Origin of the sequence: Methylobacterium thuringiense, from assembly GCF_022179645.1 — a bacterium.
In the GTDB taxonomy this organism is placed as follows: domain Bacteria; phylum Pseudomonadota; class Alphaproteobacteria; order Rhizobiales; family Beijerinckiaceae; genus Methylobacterium; species Methylobacterium thuringiense.
Map to the genome: position 1 here is coordinate 1 of NZ_BPRA01000025.1, position 16,867 is coordinate 16,867.

Annotated in this window: 12 protein-coding genes and 1 tRNA gene; 3 read left to right on the forward strand and 10 right to left on the reverse strand. The window is 66.4% G+C overall.

All coding sequences use genetic code 11. The features are described from left to right. A partial coding sequence (locus MFF07_RS20730) for a hypothetical protein (RefSeq protein ID WP_238232797.1) occupies nt 1-245 on the forward strand: 245 nt, incomplete at its 5' end. A 187-nt stretch (nt 246-432) separates the two neighbouring features. Here MFF07_RS20730 and MFF07_RS20735 read toward each other — a convergent pair. The 5 genes from MFF07_RS20735 to MFF07_RS20755 form a co-directional block, all read right to left on the reverse strand. Continuing rightward, entirely contained in the window at nt 433-1,977 is a 1,545-nt protein-coding gene (locus MFF07_RS20735; RefSeq protein WP_147819184.1) for an HlyD family type I secretion periplasmic adaptor subunit, read from the reverse strand. Continuing rightward, a complete protein-coding gene (locus MFF07_RS20740; RefSeq protein WP_147819186.1) occupies nt 1,974-4,193 on the reverse strand; it encodes a type I secretion system permease/ATPase in 2,220 nt (739 codons plus the stop codon). The genes MFF07_RS20735 and MFF07_RS20740 overlap by 4 nt, the downstream gene beginning before the upstream one ends. Before the next feature lie 703 nt (nt 4,194-4,896). Continuing rightward, nucleotides 4,897-5,247 carry a hypothetical protein gene (locus tag MFF07_RS20745; protein ID WP_147819188.1) on the reverse strand — a complete coding sequence of 117 codons (351 nt, stop codon included), beginning with the start codon at nt 5,245-5,247 and terminating at the stop codon, nt 4,897-4,899. A gap of 631 nt (nt 5,248-5,878) precedes the next feature. After that, nucleotides 5,879-5,955 (reverse strand) — tRNA-Pro (locus tag MFF07_RS20750). An 84-nt stretch (nt 5,956-6,039) separates the two neighbouring features. Then, nucleotides 6,040-6,789 carry a 4'-phosphopantetheinyl transferase family protein gene (locus tag MFF07_RS20755; RefSeq protein ID WP_187272648.1) on the reverse strand — a complete coding sequence of 250 codons (750 nt, stop codon included), beginning with the start codon at nt 6,787-6,789 and terminating at the stop codon, nt 6,040-6,042. A gap of 461 nt (nt 6,790-7,250) precedes the next feature. Here MFF07_RS20755 and MFF07_RS20760 point away from each other — a divergent pair, with 461 nt between their 5' ends. Both MFF07_RS20760 and MFF07_RS20765 read left to right on the forward strand, forming a co-directional pair. Next, on the forward strand, nt 7,251-8,552 hold the full coding sequence (locus tag MFF07_RS20760; protein ID WP_238232798.1) for an MFS transporter: 1,302 nt from the start codon (nt 7,251-7,253) through the stop codon (nt 8,550-8,552). Nucleotides 8,553-8,907: 355 nt separating this feature from the next. After that, complete coding sequence (locus MFF07_RS20765) at nt 8,908-9,870, forward strand: LysR family transcriptional regulator (RefSeq protein WP_238232799.1); 963 nt, start codon at nt 8,908-8,910, stop codon at nt 9,868-9,870. Nucleotides 9,871-10,315: 445 nt separating this feature from the next. Here MFF07_RS20765 and MFF07_RS20770 read toward each other — a convergent pair whose 3' ends face one another. From MFF07_RS20770 to MFF07_RS20790, 5 genes are all read right to left on the reverse strand, one after another. Then, entirely contained in the window at nt 10,316-11,188 is an 873-nt protein-coding gene (locus MFF07_RS20770; RefSeq protein ID WP_147819195.1) for an RNA polymerase factor sigma-32, read from the reverse strand. Between the two features lie 254 nt (nt 11,189-11,442). Beyond that, on the reverse strand, nt 11,443-12,039 hold the full coding sequence (locus tag MFF07_RS20775) for a CarD family transcriptional regulator (protein WP_147819197.1): 597 nt from the start codon (nt 12,037-12,039) through the stop codon (nt 11,443-11,445). Between the two features lie 442 nt (nt 12,040-12,481). Then, nucleotides 12,482-12,820 (reverse strand): ferredoxin FdxA, encoded by a 339-nt coding sequence (fdxA, locus tag MFF07_RS20780; RefSeq protein WP_147819198.1) that lies wholly within the window; start codon nt 12,818-12,820, stop codon nt 12,482-12,484. A 234-nt stretch (nt 12,821-13,054) separates the two neighbouring features. After that, the gene (locus MFF07_RS20785; RefSeq protein WP_147819200.1) at nt 13,055-13,354 is read right to left on the reverse strand and encodes an RNA-binding S4 domain-containing protein; all 300 of its coding nucleotides are present in this window, start codon (nt 13,352-13,354) and stop codon (nt 13,055-13,057) included. Between the two features lie 36 nt (nt 13,355-13,390). Next, nucleotides 13,391-16,804, reverse strand: coding sequence for a helicase-related protein (locus tag MFF07_RS20790; protein ID WP_238232800.1), 3,414 nt, complete (start codon nt 16,802-16,804; stop codon nt 13,391-13,393). Between the last annotated feature and the right edge of the window lie 63 nt (nt 16,805-16,867).

The following is a 16,867-nucleotide window of genomic DNA, read 5'->3' on the forward strand; positions in this document are numbered from 1 at the left end:
ACAGACCAGAATGGAGAGAGGCCGGAACACGGCTCTTCGATGCCTTCGACGCCATCGAGCTCTCCTCGCTGCAGGACACCGCCGCAGCCGAAGCCGCCTGCCGAAGGCTCGGAAAAGTCCAGGTCCTCGCCGAACGTATCGCAAGAGAACTTGTCAATAGCCCGGAGTTCAGCAGGGCACCCGCTGTCGCTTCGACCATCTTCCGCATGAACGAGAACAGGCTTCCTGTCGCGGCAGCGGTCTGAATGTTCCGCGATGATCCGAACGAAGCTCGGGCTCTGCCGAGGGCATGCATCTCGGCGCAATGATACCAACGACCGTCGACGTCGACTCTCGCACGCGGCCGTTGGCAAGCGCGAACGCGCGCCGCCGCTCGTGCGGCGGACGCCTCGGACCGGGCTCGGTCAAGCTCCGCGGGTATGAGACCTCGCCTCAGCGCTCGTGCCCCGCCGTGGAGGTCGTCTCCCGGATCGGCGAAAGAATGTAATCGATCGCCCGGCGCGTGCCAGTTTGGATTTCCACCTGAACCGTCATGCCGGGTGTCAGCACGACGGGCTTACCGTCCGACACGATGTTGTTCTTCCAGACCTCGACGGTGACCGGAAACACGAGGTTCTGCGTCCGGGGCGTACCGTTCGCCGCAGACACGCCCTGGCTTCGGACCACCGAGAGGGTGTCGGTCGCTCCGCTCGCATCCCGTTCGTCGACCGCGTCCCGCGAGACCCGGACGACTTTCCCCTCGGCGGTCCCGTAGCGGGTGAACGGGAAAGAATCGACCTTCACCGTCACGTTCTGGCCGGGCGCCACGAAACCGATATCCGTGTTGAGAAGGAGCGCTTCGATCTCGAACGGACCGTCGCTCGGCACCAGCACGAGGAGGGGCTGACCGGCCGTCACCACTTGGCCGACCGTGGTCACCGCGAGCTGCTGCACGGTGCCGTCGATGGGCGCACGCAATTCCATGCGCTCGCGCCGCAGCCGCGCCTTGATCACGTCCTGGCGCAGGCTGTCCACTTTCTGCGCGATCTCGGTCAGGGACTGGGCCTGCTTGGCGATCGTTTCGCTGGTCAGCTGCTCGATCCGGCGCCGCAGCGAATCGATGCCGGCTTTCGCCTCCTGCTTCTGCCCCTGATCGTAGGCGAGGTCGGCGGCGACCTGCTCGACCTGTTGCAGCGCGTCGATGACCGCCGCGCGCGTGCCGGCGGAACGGGATACGAGGGTCTCGCGCATGGTGGCGCGCTCGCTCAGGACGGCGTGCAGGCGCTCGCGGGCGGCGATGCTCGCGGTCAGCCGCTGCTCGGTCGCCACCTTCTCGGCGATCTGGGATTCGAGAGCCAGACGGGTGGCGTGGTACTGATTGAGATCGGCGGTCATGGCCCCCGTCTCACGCATCTTGATCGGCAGCGGCGTCGTCTCCGCATAGGCCGGCTCGGCCGTCTTCTGACCCTCACGAATCGCCTGGATCGTGCTGACGCGGCGCGCCATCTGCGCGCCGAGAGCCTCGAGATCGCTCACGCGACCGGCGAGGTCAGCGCCCGCATCGGTCGGATCGAGACTGATCAGGAGGTCGCCAGCCTTGACCCGGGCGCCGTTGGACACGTTGATCGCCTCGACTTTGCTGGTCTCGAAGGGCTGCAGCACCTTGGAGCGGCCGCTCGACTGAACGCGGCCCGAGGCGACGGCATAGATGTCGAGGTTGGCCAGAAAGCTCCAGAGCAAGGCGGAGGCGAACAGGGCGCAGATGGTCCAGGTGAACACCATCGCCAGCGGGGAGGGCGGTGTCTCCAGGATCGCGAGATGGGCCGGCAGGAATTCCTGGTCCTCGCGCGTGTTCGCGAAGGTCCGGATCCTTTGGGCCAGCGCCCGTGTCGGCAAGGTCCCAACGCGAAGTACGGGCAGAAGCGAGCGGGCCCTCGACTCGGTGGCGGGGAGTTTGGTCGGTTCGGGGGGCGGCATCGGACCGGGCCGGGCATTCATGCGGCGGATCCCTGCTCGGGACCATGGTAGGACTGAAGTTGCCAAAGCCGGCCGTAGAGGCTGCCGGGCCGACCGACCAGCTCGCGGTGCGAGCCGTCTTCGACGATGCGTCCGTCCTGCATGGTGATGATGCGGTCGCATCCACGCACGGCCGCGAGGCGGTGGGCGATCACGACCACGGTGCGGCCCATGACGATGTGCTTCATGTTGTCCTGAATGATCCGTTCACTGTCGTAGTCGAGCGCCGAGGTCGCCTCGTCCAAGATCAGAATGCGCGGATTCGTAGCGAGGGCTCGCGCGATGGCGAGGCGCTGGCGCTGGCCGCCCGAAAGGTTGGCGCCGCGCTCCTCGATCATGGTGTCGTAGCCGTGCGGCATCCGGTTGACGAACTCGTCGGCGCCCGAAAGTCTCGCCATCTGGATCACCTGCGCGCGGGTGAGCGCCGGATTTGCGAGCGCGATGTTTTCGTGCACGGTCTTGTTGAACAACAGGTTTTCCTGAAGCACCACGCCGATCTGCCGTCGCAGCCAGGCCGGATCGACCTGGGCCACGTCGATGCCGTCGACGAGAACCTGCCCCTTCTCCGGGACATAGAGGCGTTGCAGGAGCTTGGTGAAGGTCGACTTGCCGCTTCCCGACGGTCCGACGATCCCGATGACTTGCCCTGCCGGGATGTCGATCGAGACGTCGCGGAGCACCTCCGGCGCTCCCGGCTGGTAGCGGAAGAAGACGTTGCGCACCGTGAGGCGGCCCGTGGCCGGGGGCAGATGCGCCTGAGCGGTGGCGCGCGTTTCCACGGGCGAGTTGAGCACGTCGCCGAGGCGCTCGATCGAGACTTTCACCTGCTGGAAATCCTGCCAGAGCTGGCTCAGGCGCAGGATCGGCGCGGTGACCTGCGCCATGATCATGTTGAATGCGATCAGACTGCCGACCGTCATGGCGCCGTCGATCACGGCATAGGCCCCGAAGAACAACACCAGCGCCGACGTCACCGCATTGATGTACTGGATCGCATTCTGGCCGATGCTTCCGAGGATGGAGGTCACGAAGGACGTGTTGACGTAGGCAGCGAGCCGCTCTTCCCACTGAACGCGCAGCGTCGGCTCGACGGCCATGGCCTTGATCGTGTGGATGCCGACGATCGACTCGATGAGGAACTGGTTCGAGAGCGCCGAACGGTTGAACTGTTCAAGCGTCTTCTCGCGCAGGATCGGACGCAGCATCACTGCCACGAGGATGTAGCAGGGGATCGACAGCGTCACGATCAGGCCGAGGAGCGGGGAATAGGCGAAGAGGATCAGGATGAAGATCAGCGTGAACGGCACGTCGATCGCGGCCGTGAGCGCCTGTCCCGTGAGGAACGCCCGGACCTGCTCCAGTTCGCGCACGCGGGCCACCGTCTGGCCGGTGGCGCGGGTCTCGAAGTAACCGAGCGGCAGACGCAGCAGATGATCGAACAGGCGTGCGCCGAGCTCGACGTCGATGCGGCTCGTCGTGTGCGTGAGGATGTATTGCCTCAGATGCTGTAGGATCACCTTGAACAGCCCGAGCACCACAAGCCCGACCGCTACGAGCGTCAGGGTCGAATAGCCCTTGTGGACCAGCACTTTGTCGATGGTGATCTGGAAGAAGATCGGCGTGACCAGGCCGCAGATCTGGATGAACAGCGACGCGATGATGACGCTGGCCAGCGGTTTACGGTAGCGCCAGATCGAGGGCAGGAACCAGGTCAGGCCGAAATCCTGGACGATCTTGGCGAGGCTGGCGCGGCGCGCGATCAGGATCACCGTCCCGTTCCAGCGCTCGAAGACGCGCTCCCGATCGACGTGCTCCGCAGTCCGGGCGGCCGGATCGATGATGCGGAAGGTGCCGTCCTCCAGACGGCGGCCGACAAGCCGGAAGCTGTCGTCGTCCCACTGGATGATGGCCGGCAACGGTACCCGCTCCAGCCTTTCCGGCTTCTGGTTGCGGAGGAGGCGGGCTCGAAGCGAGATCAGCTTGGCGCCGCGGACGATGTCCACGGGCGATGCCGCCCCTGTGCCGAGGCCGAGTTCGTGCCGGACCTGACTGAGTTCGCATTGGACCTGATGGAACGATGCGACCAGGGCCAGTGCACTCAGGCCGGAATCCGAGCGGGATCCTGGCTGCCCCGCGGACGAGCCCGCACTCGGCTGCTCCGCCTGTGCCGGCGTCCCGTCTCGCACGGCATCAATCATCGCTTCGGCTCACATCTACCCCTTCCGACACTGCGGCCGCAGGGTCACCCAGGCCCTGTTCGGCGAACCGTAACGGTGTCCGACACGACGGATCGGCACGAAAAACTAGCGTCTGAATTCTCGAATCCGCCCTTTGGCACCGAGAACTTATGTTAATGATCTGGCGCCTGGGAACACAATAGAGACTTCGGGCCGATCGAATGAGATCTAAGAGAAGGCGTGTTCTTCGAGCCCAATCTAAATTTAAATGAGGCAGGAGCGAGTCTGTGAGGTGCGATCGAAGCGCGCTAGATTTCCCGTTAGGCGCGCAAAGGGCCAGATCGCCGGAAAAGGGAGGGGCCGGCACATCACCGAAACTGCCGCCACCGAATCCGCAAGCTTCCGAATGCCGCGCAAGCGCGACCAGGGTGCAACTTCGCTGCGTCTTCGCGCGGGCAGGGAGGTCTTGCGCTTTTGCTAGAACGTGGACGGTAGGGCTGACATTCGGCCGGCTTGGAGGCTCGGGCTTCGGCTACCGAGCGGTCGTGTCGCAATTGCAGTCTGCGCTCAACCGGACCGATGGGGTCGCCTTGGCTGCGCAAGACTCGGAACGTGTGCAAAACAAGCGTCGATTGATAGAGATCGGTTCACGAGGCGGTTCCAGTGTGATTTCCGACCTGGCGGATACGATTATAGTATATAAATCGATCGGCCAAGAAATATTTTAACCAGATGCCTTTCCATCGACGAGCCAGTTCGGATCTATGGCCATCTCCACGTCTTCGCCGCTAGCAAAAACGAGCGCTTCGTCGCCGCTGATCAGACTTTCCGTGTCGTTTTTTTCGATGTCGCGCAGTTGTTCCGCCAGAAGCTGTAGATAATTGGCGGCGGCCGCCAGCCCGAAGCAATCGGAATAGCGTTCATGCGCTACGGTGACCATGGTCTCGATCACGGCCCGTGCCGGCATTCCCTGCTCGATCGCGACCTCCAGGGTCGTCTGCCACGCGCGCGTGAGCCTTTCGCGTAACTCGCGGGTGTCATCCATCACTTCGCGCAATTGATAAGTTTCGTCCATATTCCGGCCTGCGGCCTTCCGACGACAACCCCGATCCCGTGCGCGGCTCAAGCTCTACACAAGTCCTCGGATCAAGGTAGCATGGTTGACAAGGGCATTCGGGGTCAAGCCGCTGGGGTCGGCCGCGTCTGCCTTCCTTGTTGCCGGTGCCGAAGGTCTTGCTCGAGTTGCAGGAGCTTGCCGTCGCCGAAAGCACAAATCGTTCGTGCATTCACCTCGCATACACTTCCGGCCGGATGTCGCATCGGCCGATCCGATCGCGTGAGTTTTTGGCCGATGACGTCGGCGATCGCGGATGGTGGATGTGGCGGTCGCAGGTCACTCCGTCTTACCGCCGTCGCCTCGGACATGCAGGCCGGCGTCGATATCGGGTGAGCGGGCCGTCGGATCGGCACGAAGGTCGCGATAGTCGAGCAGCGCCTTCGTCATCTCACGCCAGCCCGCTCGTGGAGAAGGCTGCGGATTTCCTCGGCATGTCGGTCGAAACGCTGGTCCGGGTCTGCCGACACCATGCCGCCGGATTCCAGCAGGAGGCGGCCGACAACATCGGCCGCAAGCCGGTCACGCGGTCCACGCTCTAAGACGTCGATCTGAGGGAAAGCAGTAAGAGACTGCGGGCTCTCGGGAAATTTGGTCGGAGTGGCAGGATTTGAACCTGCGACCCCCACGTCCCGAACGTGGTGCGCTACCAGACTGCGCTACACTCCGAAGCTGCGCCCTTGGGCCAGCGAGCGGGCTTATAGCCGTGGGTTGGTCGACCCGCAAGCGGATTGGCCAAAAGGATTTCGGCGTTCACATGGGGCATGTGAGCCAGCCCTGTTCCAGGCTTCGCAGGATGCAGGTCCGGCCCGGCGCATCGATGGCGACGGCGCCGACATGGCCGGGGGCGGGAGTGAGATGCTGCAGGCTCCAGGCGCGCGCGGCCTGCGCCGATCCATCGACCGCGAGGAGGGCGGCAGGGGCGGGCGGGATCGCGACGGCGAAGCGGCCGAGGGGAAAGGACAGCCCCAGGCCGAGCGCCTTCACGAAGGCCTCCTTGCGTGTCCAGCAGGCATAGAAGGCGGCCGGAAGCGCCTCGTCCGGAAGCTGCGCCAGGGTCGCGGCCTCGCCGGCCGTGAAATGGCTGCGTGCCAGGCTCAGGCAATCGCCGATCGGCCTCATCAGCTCGACATCGACGCCGATACGCGTATCGGGCGACAGGCCGATCAGGCAGATGCCGCCGGAATGCGAAAGGTTGAAGGCGAGGCTGCCGCGCCAGGGGCCGTCGAGTTCCGGTTTACCGGCATCGTCGGTACGGAAAAGAAGCTCGGCGGGATCGGCAACCAGGGCGGCTGCCAGAATCCGCCTCAGGGCGGCATGGCTGGCGGCGTAGCGGTCGTGATCCTCCTGGCGCAGAAAACGGCCGGCGCGCCCGCGCTCCTCGTCCGAAAGGGCTGAGAGGCAGGCGCGGCGTTCCGTCTCGCCGAGAGTGAGGGCGATGCGCCAGACCGTCGGATCGTGCACGGGGCCCGGTGCGGCGGTGATCCAGGCGGGGTCTGTCACGGCAGGCGTCCCCGTACGGGCGGCGACCGGCCGGGCAGCGTCGCGTCGCCAGACCACGGCTTCGCCTGCTCGGTTTCTCGGTGGGTCGCGGGTTCTCGGCTCAAGGGCGCGGGACATTTCTGCACGATATGCGGAAAGCCATAGCCGACCGTCCTGTGGCCGGACACGTTTCCAAGCCATCGTCGCATCGCGCAGGCATGGGTCGAAGCAGGCATGGATCGAACTGGATTCTCCGACGGCCGAGTGCGCCCTACGCAGGTTCCGGGAAGCGCCCGCGGGTTTCCGGCGGCGATCTACGATAAGACATGAAGCGAAGCGGACGAAGCGTCGGCCTGCCGAGGCGGGGGGCTCGCGGCCGGCGGACGCGATCCGATATGGGGAAGGGACGTAATGGGCCTCGGTGCCGTTCCAAGTCGCAGGAATGGCCACGGCTTAGCCACATCTCTGGACGGTGCCGGCGCTTGAGTGTCTCGGTCGGGTCGCGCGAGCGGGAGAGCCTGCTGCCGACGCTCGGGCGGCGCGGCACCCGCTACGTCGTGTTCTTCTGCGCCTATCTCTACCAAGGACTCGTCGCGGGCTTCTCGCTGACCGCGCTCGCCAACCATTATGCCGGCCTGGGCCTTCCGGCGAGCGAGGTCGGCCTGCACTTCGCCATAGCGGGCCTGCCCTGGACCTTGCAGCCGCTCCTGTGGGGGGCGTTGATCGACCGGGCCGGCGGCGCGCGCATGGGGCGCCGACGGATCTGGGCCGCCTGTGCGGCCCTCGGCGCGCAGGCGAGCCTCGGGTTGCTCTGGTTCGTCTCGAAGCCGGACGCTCTCGGCTGGGTCGGCCTCGTCTTCCTCCTGCACAGCCTTTTTGCCTCGCTCCTCGACACCGCCTGCGACCGCATGATCATGGATCACGTGCCGGAGGCGGAGTTCGGGCGGATGAGCGGCTGCACCCGGGGCGGCTTCGTCATCGGCACCAGCCTGAGCGCGGCCCTGTTCTCGACGCTGCTCACCTCCGTGAGCTTCTTCGTGTGCAGCGCGCTCCTGATCGGTCTGAGCTCGTTGGCGCTCGTCCCGCTGATTCTGGTGCGGGAGGCGGCCGGGGATGCGTTGTTCTCGCTCGCTTCGCGGGCCGGCGCGGCACCGAGCGCGTTGCCGTTCAGAGCTTTCCTCGTGCAGCTGGTCGCCGGCTTGCGCCGTCCGACGGCACTGAGGCTCCTGGCCCTCTGCTTCTGCGTCGACTTCGCCCTCTCTCTGTTCGAAGTCCGCTTCAATGTCGAAGCCGTGCAGGTCCATGGATGGGACCCCTCGGCGCTCTCGCGGCTTCAGGCGGGTCTGGCGCTGGTGAGCGGCACGGTCGGAGCGCTCGGGATCGGCCTGTGGTCGGATCGAGCCGGCCCGTTGCCGGCATTGACGGGCCTGTTCCTCGCCGGTGCCGCGAGCTTCGGGGCCGCCGCGATCCTGATCCGGGCGGATCACGTCACGACCGCCGTGCCCCTGATCCTCGGCCTTACCAACACGCTGCCGACCTTGCTCGTCGTGGCGCTGGTGCCAGCGCTGATGCGCGCGAGCCGCGGCAGGCCCGGAGCGGCAACCCAATTCGAAGTGTTCATGGCGGTCATGAACTTCGGCTCCGTCGTCGGAGGTGGCGTATCGGGCGCGAGTACGTCGATCCTGTCCGGAGGCAGCATCGCGATGTTCGTCGCATTGTTATTTCTCATCTGCGCGGCCTCGATCCAACGGCCCGACTGGCTGTTCGAGGCATCTCGCCGCTAGAGTGCTTCTCGACCAAGTGGATGCCGGCTGGTCGAAAGAAAATCCCTCAAGATGGAATCTTGGAATCGTCGGCTCGACGCAGTCGGGTCGGACACGGCATGAGAAAATCGTACCCTATCGTCTGGAAACGTACGTAATGGTCGAGAAACCATCATAAATGTATTGTTTCATGTGGTGGAAACACGTTTCTTTAAGCGGAATGGCGCGGATGACGCACCTTGACGTTGATCGTGCCCACGTATGATCTATTGGGGTTGTGAGGTTCGCGGGCGAGGCAATCCCTAGGGAGGAGTTTGTCGAGGTCTGAGGACGAGGCACGGAGACATTCATGCCGCATCCGCAAGTTCTTCGAGACATGGCCCTGTTCGTCGAGGTGGCCAAAAGAAAAAGCTTCAGTCAGGCCGCCGCTGCGCTCGGCATGCCGATTTCTTCATTGTCGCGGCGCATAACACTATTTGAATCTGCCGTGGGCTTGCGTCTGCTCGACAGGACGACGCGAAAACTCGTTTTGACGTCTTACGGCGAGGCCTATCTCAATCAGGCGACCCGGCTCGTCGAGGAGGCGCAGCGCACCTTCGACGACATGGTTTCGCAGGCGAAAGGCCCGAGCGGCTTTCTGAAAATCGCCGTGCCGCCGGACTTCTGGGTGCTGCGTCACCTGTCCGGCGTGATCTCGGAGTTCTCCCGCGATCATGAGCATGTCCAGATCCACGTGGATCTTAGGCCGGCGCCGGTGGACCTCGCCAGCGACAGCTACGATCTCGCCATCGCCATCGAGGAGCCGCGCGAGACCTCGCTCATCGTGCGAAAGGTCGGCGAACTCGAGAACGGTCTGTTCGCGTCGCGTTCCTACCTGCTCGCGCATGGCAGGCCGCAGCATCCGAAGGAACTGAGCCAGCATCGCTTCGTGCTCCCTTCCCAAGGGGCAAGCGCGAACTGGAGCCTGACGCGTGGCAGCGAGACGGTGGCGGTCACGGTCGGCGGCCCGGTTTCTTGCAACAGCCTGAGCCTGGCGCGACGCTTCGTCGTGTCCGGGCAAGGCATCACGTCGGCAAACCTCATCAACGTCGAGCGCGATCTGGTCACCGGAAAGCTAGAGCGGGTGTTGCCGGAATGGCGGCTTCCGCCGACGCCCGTCTACATCGTCACGACGTCGCGGCTTCTGCCCGCCAAGGCGCGCAGCTTCATCGACTTCGCGACGAAGCGCCTCAATGCCATCCTGACGACCGCCGCCCGAGGTATGCCCATCCCGGAATCGAGCGATATCGACCCGTCTCGTGACTACTCTACGGCACCCGTCTTCGCGCTTCGATCCTGAACGGCCGGCATTCCGCCGCTTCGAAAAAGGAAGACTACGGCGAGATAGGCCACTTCCGCCAACGCAAGCGCGCCATAGAACAGGGCGACCGCGTCGTACCACGAGAAGCCGTGCCGCAGCGCCGCGATGAGTGCCAGGGTCGCGAGGGCAGGTACGAGAGCCGCAAGAAACGGAATGGGTTTCACAGGGGCGCCGGCCGGAACTGGAGAGAGGGTGGGATTGTCGAACGCCGCGATCCTATCCTGACGGGATTTCAAACGAGAACAACCGCCCGTTGGCGGAAACAGATTTCGCGCGGCCGTGTGAAAAACGCATCATGGTGCATCGGCCTGAAACGTGGCCGCCGGTTTTCGGGAACGCCGATGCACTATCGAGCCACAAAGCATGAAAAACCCGCCGGCATGACCCGGCGGGACGAACACGATGATCGATGCCCCCGGCGATCTCAGGCGTAGATGTTGTTCGCCGAGTTCGGGAAACGGTCGGCCAAGGCGCGGCGCAGCTTCTCCAGGGCACGGTTCTCGATCTGCCGGACACGCTCCTTCGAGATGCCGAGGCGATGCCCGAGGGCTTCGAGCGTTGCCTGATCCTCGGCAAGGCGGCGCTCGCGCAGGATCCGCAATTCCCGCTCCGACAGGACGGTGAGGGCCTGCTTGAGCCAGCTCAGCCGGCGCTCCCCGTCCACCGTAGCCGTCACCGTCTCGTCGGGCAGGGCGGCGCCGTCGACGAGGAAATCCATCCGTTCGGAGGAAGCCTCGCTCTCCTCGCCGACCGGCGCATTGAGCGACATGTCGGGACCCGAAAGCCGCGCATCCATCAGCGCCACGTCCTTGGTCGAGACGCCGATCGCGATGGCGATGCGGCTATGGATCTCGGAGCCGACCTGCTCCTCGGTGGACTGCATCAGTCTGGCGCGCAGGCGCCGCAAGTTGAAAAACAGAGCCTTCTGGGCGGAACTCGTCCCGCCACGCACGATCGACCAGTTGCGCAGGATGTAGTCCTGGATCGAGGCCCGGATCCACCATGTGGCGTAGGTGGAGAACCGAACCTCCCGCTCAGGTTCGAAGCGGGCAGCGGCCTCCATGAGGCCGACATGGCCCTCTTGGACGAGGTCGGCCATGGGCAGGCCGTAATGGCGGAAGCGTCCGGCCAATGCGATGACGAGGCGCATATGGGCCGAGATCAGGCGATGGAGGGCGCGTTCGTCGCCGTGGTCTTTCCAGCTGACCGCGAGGCCGCGTTCTTCGTCTCTCGCGAGAAACGGCGCCTCCATCGCGGTCCGTATGAACTGACGCCGAATTCCAGCGATTTCCGCCATCCCCGTCGTGCCTTTCTGGTCAGAGTCTTTTGACAGCAGGAGCCGCGCCGCGTCCGAGATGGTCGGGCATGCCCTCGCTGGGCTCAGGCACAACAATCCTGCCACCGCCGTTGTTCCGCGGAGTTCGCACTGCGGCCTGGAACGAGGCGAGGGATTTTCAAGGGCTGCTGTTCGGCATGGTCCACAAAAGAAAAGGCCCGGCGTGGTGCGCCGGGCCTCGAATACGTTGGATGAAAAGGGGCGGCGGATACCGTTCAGGCAGCCTCTTCCTGAACGTCGTCGGTCTCGGCTTCGCCATCCGTGTCGGCATCGGCCTTGGCGCGGCGCGGGGACTTGGCGAGGCTCTGCTCGATCAGCTTGAGGGCCTCGGTCTCGGTGATCTTGTTCACCGAAGAGATCTCCCGCAGGACGCGGTCGAGGGCGGCCTCGTAGAGCTGACGCTCGCTGTAGGACTGCTCAGGCTGGGCCTCGGAGCGGAACAGGTCGCGCACCACCTCGGTGACCGAGATCAGATCACCGGAATTGATCTTGGCCTCGTATTCCTGGGCGCGGCGCGACCACATCGTGCGCTTGACGCGGGCACGGCCGGTGAGCACGTCGAGCGCCTTCTTGACGAGCTCCGGCTCGGCCAGCTTACGCATACCGACGCTGTTGGCCTTCGCGGTCGGAACGCGCAGAACCATCTTGTCCTTCTCGAACGCGACGACGAACAGCTCGAGCTTGTAGCCGGCGATCTCCTGCTCTTCGATCGCGGTGATGCGGCCGACGCCATGAGCCGGATACACGACAGCTTCGCCTGTCTTGAAGCCCTGACGGCCTGCAACGGTCGTCGTCTTCTTGGCTGTGGTCATGCGAGAAGGGCTCCAGATCATCGCGCGGATCGGCGTCCGCACAGGGTCACTTCCGGGTCGGGATACCCGGCTCACACCACTCGACCGGCAGGCGCTCGTCACGCTCCCGCCGGCTCCCGGGCTCACCATGCGTCCAAGCAAAGACTAGATCGCCGCGGAAAGCATCGGGGCTTTCCACGGTCGATCACATGCAACCTCTATCCAAAGCTGGAGCCGCAGGGGGACGGCGGAGGGAGCACGTCAAGCGAAGGCGACGGCAGACACAGGTCTACCACAATCCGGGCTCCGAATCAAAGGATTGCCGGCGCACGCCCAAGCGTCCGCGCAGGCGGCTCGCGGTGCGTTCGCTCCCGTCGGGCCCTATGGAGGTGGTCCTTCCCGGCCTGGCCCGAGGCGGAGTTTCCCCGCCTGCGGCTCTCGGTCGCCGCCTTGGCGATCCCGTTCAGTCGCCGGTGCCGGGGTTGGCCGAGAAATGCTCTTCGAGCTTGTTGGCGACCCCGTCCCACTGCTTGGCGTCGGAGGGGGCGTCCTTCTTCTGGGTGATGTTCGGCCAGCTCTTGGCGTAGTCGGTGTTGAGCTTGAGCCAGCTCTCGAGGCTCGGCTCGGTGTCCGGCTTGATCGCCTCGGCCGGGCATTCCGGCTCGCAGACGCCGCAATCGATGCACTCGTCCGGATGGATGACGAGCATGTTCTCGCCTTCGTAGAAGCAGTCTACCGGGCAGACCTCGACGCAGTCCATGTACTTGCACTTGATGCAGTTGTCGGTGACGACGTAGGTCATGGGCTGCTCGGTCCTCGGTACGCTTTCTCGGGCCTGTCCTGCCGCGTGCGGCGACGGACCGTGTCGGTCCGTCGGGCGCTGGTTTCCCGTCGGGCGGCGTGGATCCCAGAAACAGGGCTGCACGCGTTCGTGCGCCTTAGCCGCTGCCCACGGGGCTGACAAGCCGATGCGGACTGCCAGGAACGCCTCGGCGACCCGGTGTCGCTTCGCCGCCATGCTGGTGGGGCGGGGCTGCTACAGCGTGTCCGGATCGTCCGGCGACGCCTGGACGCCGCCGAGTTCTGCGTAAAGCCCTCGGGCCTCCGACGCCGGGCCGCGTCGCTGCCCGAGATCGACCACGCGCACCAGCGCCGTGACGTGTAGCGCCGCGATCGTGAGCACGTCGCCGACGGCGACGCCCTTGGCCGGGGCCTCGGCCCGCCTGCCGTTGATCCGCACATGCCCGTCGGTGACGAGGCGTGCGGCGAGAGAGCGCGTCTTGGCGAAGCGCGCGAACCAGAGCCATTTGTCGAGGCGCTGGCGTTCGCCGCTCAACCGGGCCGGTGCTCCCGCGACGGTCTCCCCATCGGATCAGCGCTTGCCGCCGTCGCCGGATTCAAGCTGCGCCTTGAGGGCGGCGAGCTTGGCGAAGGGCGAGTCCGGATCGACCGGGCGTTCGCGCCGCGGCGGCCGGGCCTCGGCCTTGCGGACCTCGTCGCGTCCCTGGTCCGGGCGGCGCTCGGGCCGGCCGCGCTGATCACGGCGCGGACCGCCATCGGCGCGCGGCTCGCGTGGCGCTCCACCCTCCGGACGATCTCCGCCTCGGCGGTCGCGACCGCCGCCGTCCGGCCGGCGGCCGTCACGGCGACCGCCATCGGGCCGGGGCTCGCCGGTCCTGGCTTCTCCGGTCCTGGCGTCGCCCTGGCGGCCTTCACTGCGCGGGCCGCGGTTCGGCCGCTGGCCGCCGGCCGGGCGCTGGTGGCGGTGCAGACGCCAGATCTCGATGGTCTCGGGCTCGGCAGGCGCTTCCGGCTCGGCAGGGGTCTCGCCGGGCACGGCCTCGGAGGCCGCGGTCTCGGTGGATGCCGTTTCGGCCGATCCGTCCGCATCCGCTGCGAGGGCCTCGGGCGCCGGTGACTCGATCGTCGGCTCTGCCGCAGGCTCCGGAGCAGCAGCCTCCGCTGCCGGCTCCTCGACGGTCGCACCAGAAGGCTCCGCATCGGCCTGTTCAGCCTCGGGTTCCGCTGCCGCCGGCCCGGCCTCCGGCTCGGGTGCCGCGGCCGTCGGCGCAGCGTCCACCACGGCCTCGGGCGCGGACTCGGCCGGTGCGGCCTCGGTGGCCGCGTCATCGGACGAAGCCGCGACCGCGTCGCTGGTCTCGGTCGCGTCCGACACGGTCTCGGTCGTGTCCGCCGTTTCGTGGCCTGCCGACGCAGCGTCGTCCGAGACGACGTCTTCAGTCCCGGCGCTCTGCTGTGACGGTGCTGCCGGGGCAGCAGGCGTCGTCGCGGCCGCGGGCACGAGTGCGACGGTGATCGCCGGTCCGGGCCGCGCCTCCGAGACGTAGCCGAGCGACTTCAGGATCGAGGCGAAATCCTCGCCCGAGCAGCCGACCAGCGAGGTCATGTTGACGGTGGCGACGAAGCCTTCGCCGTCGGCGGTGCCGGCCGGCGGCTCGCCCGGCGTCGCGCCGGGGCGGTAGGCGATGGCCGGACGGATCAGGTCGGCAAGGCGCTCGAGGATGTCGACGCGTACGGCCCGCTCGCCGCAGACGCGGAAGCCGGCAGCGCGGTAGAGACCCTTGGCGATCTCGGGGTCGACCTTGATCGAGGTGCGGCCGGAGCCTGCGAGATGCGCGATCTCGTCGAGGCCGCGCTGGTCGAGGCCGTCGTTGCGCAGGGCCCAGAGTTGGGCGGCGAGGGTGCGCGGCGCCGGCTTCAGCAGGGCCGGCAGGAAGATGTGGTAGGCGCCGAAGCGGATGCCGTGGCGGCGCAGGTTGGCCCGGCCGTCCTGGTCGAGGGTGCGCATCTCCTGCGCGACCTTGGCCCGCTCCAGCACGCCCAGCGACTCGACGACCTGATAGCCGATGCCGCGGGACAGCCCCGTCAGGTCGGCGGCGGAGTCGATCTCCATCAGCGGCCCGAGCAGGCGCACGACATAGGCCTTGAGCCAGGCATTGAGCCGCGTCTCGACCTTCTCGCGCGACGGGCCGCTCAGGCCCTCGTCGGCGATGAGGCGCAGCCCCGGCTCGAACAGCTTGTCGCCGGGCACCAGCTTGGCGACCGGGTCGCCGGTCCAGCGCACGATGCCGTCATGCGACAGCACGAGAGCGGAATCGGCCGCGGCGGAGAACCGGTCGGCCCGCGCCTCGATTTCGCCGGCGAGCGCCTTCTCGGCCGCGTTGCGCAACGTCTTCGCTTCGTGCCCTTCGGCATTCGCGTCCGGGACGAACTGAAAGCCGTGGAGGTGGCCGACATGTTGACCCTCGACGGTTACGTCACCGCCGGGAGTGATCTCAGCTTCGAGCATCGCGTTCTCTCGTAAGCGCCGCATCAGGACGCTGGTCCGTCGGTCGACGAAGCGGCTCGCGAGGCGCTCGTGCAGGGCATCCGACAGCCTGTCCTCTACCCGACGCGTCTCGCCCTGCCAATGCAGGGGGTCGATGAGCCAGTCGGGGCGGTTCGCGACGAAGGTCCAGGTGCGTCCCTGTGCGATCCGCTGCGACAGCGCGTCGATGTCGCCGTCGGTGCGGTCGATCATCTTTACGTGCTTGGCGAACCAGTCGTTCGGGATGCGGCCGGCCATGCCGCGCATCAGGAAGCGGTAGAGCTGCGCCACGAGGTCGGCATGCGTCTGCGGATGGACCTTCCGATAATCCGGCACGCCGCAAGTGTCCCACAGGCGGCGCACCGCCGCCGGGCTCGTCGCCATGTCGCGAAACTCCTCTTCGCGGGCGAGGATCTCGAACGAGGCCTGGTCCTCGCCCATCGGGGCGCGGGTCAGGCCCGGCTCGCGCGGGAATTCGTCGAGGCTTTTCTGGAGCGCGTCGAGTGAGGCGTAGCTCAGGTCCGGGTTGCGCCATTGCAGCATGCGCACCGGATCGAACTGGTGGTTCTCCAGCGCGTCGACCATCTCGGGCTCGAACGGCTTGCAGCGCCCGGTGGAGCCGAAGGTGCCGTCGGCGAGGTGGCGGCCGGCACGTCCGGCGATCTGGCCCATCTCGGCCGGCGTCAGCTTGCGGAACCGCGTGCCGTCGTACTTCCACGTCGCGGCGAAGGCGACGTGGTCGACGTCGAGGTTTAGGCCCATGCCGACTGCGTCGGTGGCCACGAGATAATCGACGTCGCCCGACTGGTAGAGCTCGACCTGCGCATTGCGGGTCCGAGGCGAGAGCGCTCCGAGCACTACGGCCGCCCCGCCGCGCTGGCGCCGGATCAGCTCGGCGATGGCGTAGACCTCCTCGGCCGAGAAGGCGACGATCGCCGTACGACGCGGCAATCGCGAAATTTTCTTCTCGCCGGCGAAGGTGAGGCTCGACAGCCGGGGGCGGGTGGTGACGTGGACGCCAGGCACCAGCGCCTGCACCAGCGGAGTCATCGTCGAGGAGCCGATCAGCAGTGTTTCTTCCCGGCCGCGTCGATAAAGCAGGCGGTCGGTGAAGACGTGGCCGCGATCCATGTCGGCGGCGAGCTGGATCTCGTCGATGGCGACGAACGCCACGTCGAGATCACGCGGCATCGCCTCGATGGTGCAGATCCAGTAGCGCGGCCGCTCCGGCTTTATTTTCTCCTCGCCGGTGACGAGGGCGACCTTCTCCGCTCCCACCTTGGCGACGACGCGCAGATAGACCTCGCGGGCGAGCAGTCGCAGCGGCAGGCCGATCATGCCCGTCGGATGTGCGAGCATCCGTTCGATGGCGAGATGGGTCTTGCCGGTGTTGGTCGGGCCGAGCACCGCCGTGGCGCCGCGCGAGCGGGCATGCGGGGGGAGGTGGTGAAGATTCATCCTGTCGTCGGCGACCCCTGCGGCCCCCGTTCACGGGAGGTCCGTCGTTTCAGCCCGCCCGCG

What these genes read in the sequence shown, in the direction of transcription:
- MFF07_RS20745 (WP_147819188.1), bottom strand. Translation starts at nt 5,247, where the DNA reads ATGGACGAAACTTATCAATTGCGCGAAGTGATGGATGACACCCGCGAG.
- MFF07_RS20740 (WP_147819186.1), bottom strand. Translation starts at nt 4,193, where the DNA reads ATGATTGATGCCGTGCGAGACGGGACGCCGGCACAGGCGGAGCAGCCG.
- MFF07_RS20735 (WP_147819184.1), bottom strand. Translation starts at nt 1,977, where the DNA reads ATGAATGCCCGGCCCGGTCCGATGCCGCCCCCCGAACCGACCAAACTC.
- MFF07_RS20775 (WP_147819197.1), bottom strand. Translation starts at nt 12,039, where the DNA reads ATGACCACAGCCAAGAAGACGACGACCGTTGCAGGCCGTCAGGGCTTC.
- fdxA (WP_147819198.1), bottom strand. Translation starts at nt 12,820, where the DNA reads ATGACCTACGTCGTCACCGACAACTGCATCAAGTGCAAGTACATGGAC.
- MFF07_RS20790 (WP_238232800.1), bottom strand. Translation starts at nt 16,804, where the DNA reads ATGAATCTTCACCACCTCCCCCCGCATGCCCGCTCGCGCGGCGCCACG.
- MFF07_RS20770 (WP_147819195.1), bottom strand. Translation starts at nt 11,188, where the DNA reads ATGGCGGAAATCGCTGGAATTCGGCGTCAGTTCATACGGACCGCGATG.
- MFF07_RS20765 (WP_238232799.1), top strand. Translation starts at nt 8,908, where the DNA reads ATGGCCCTGTTCGTCGAGGTGGCCAAAAGAAAAAGCTTCAGTCAGGCC.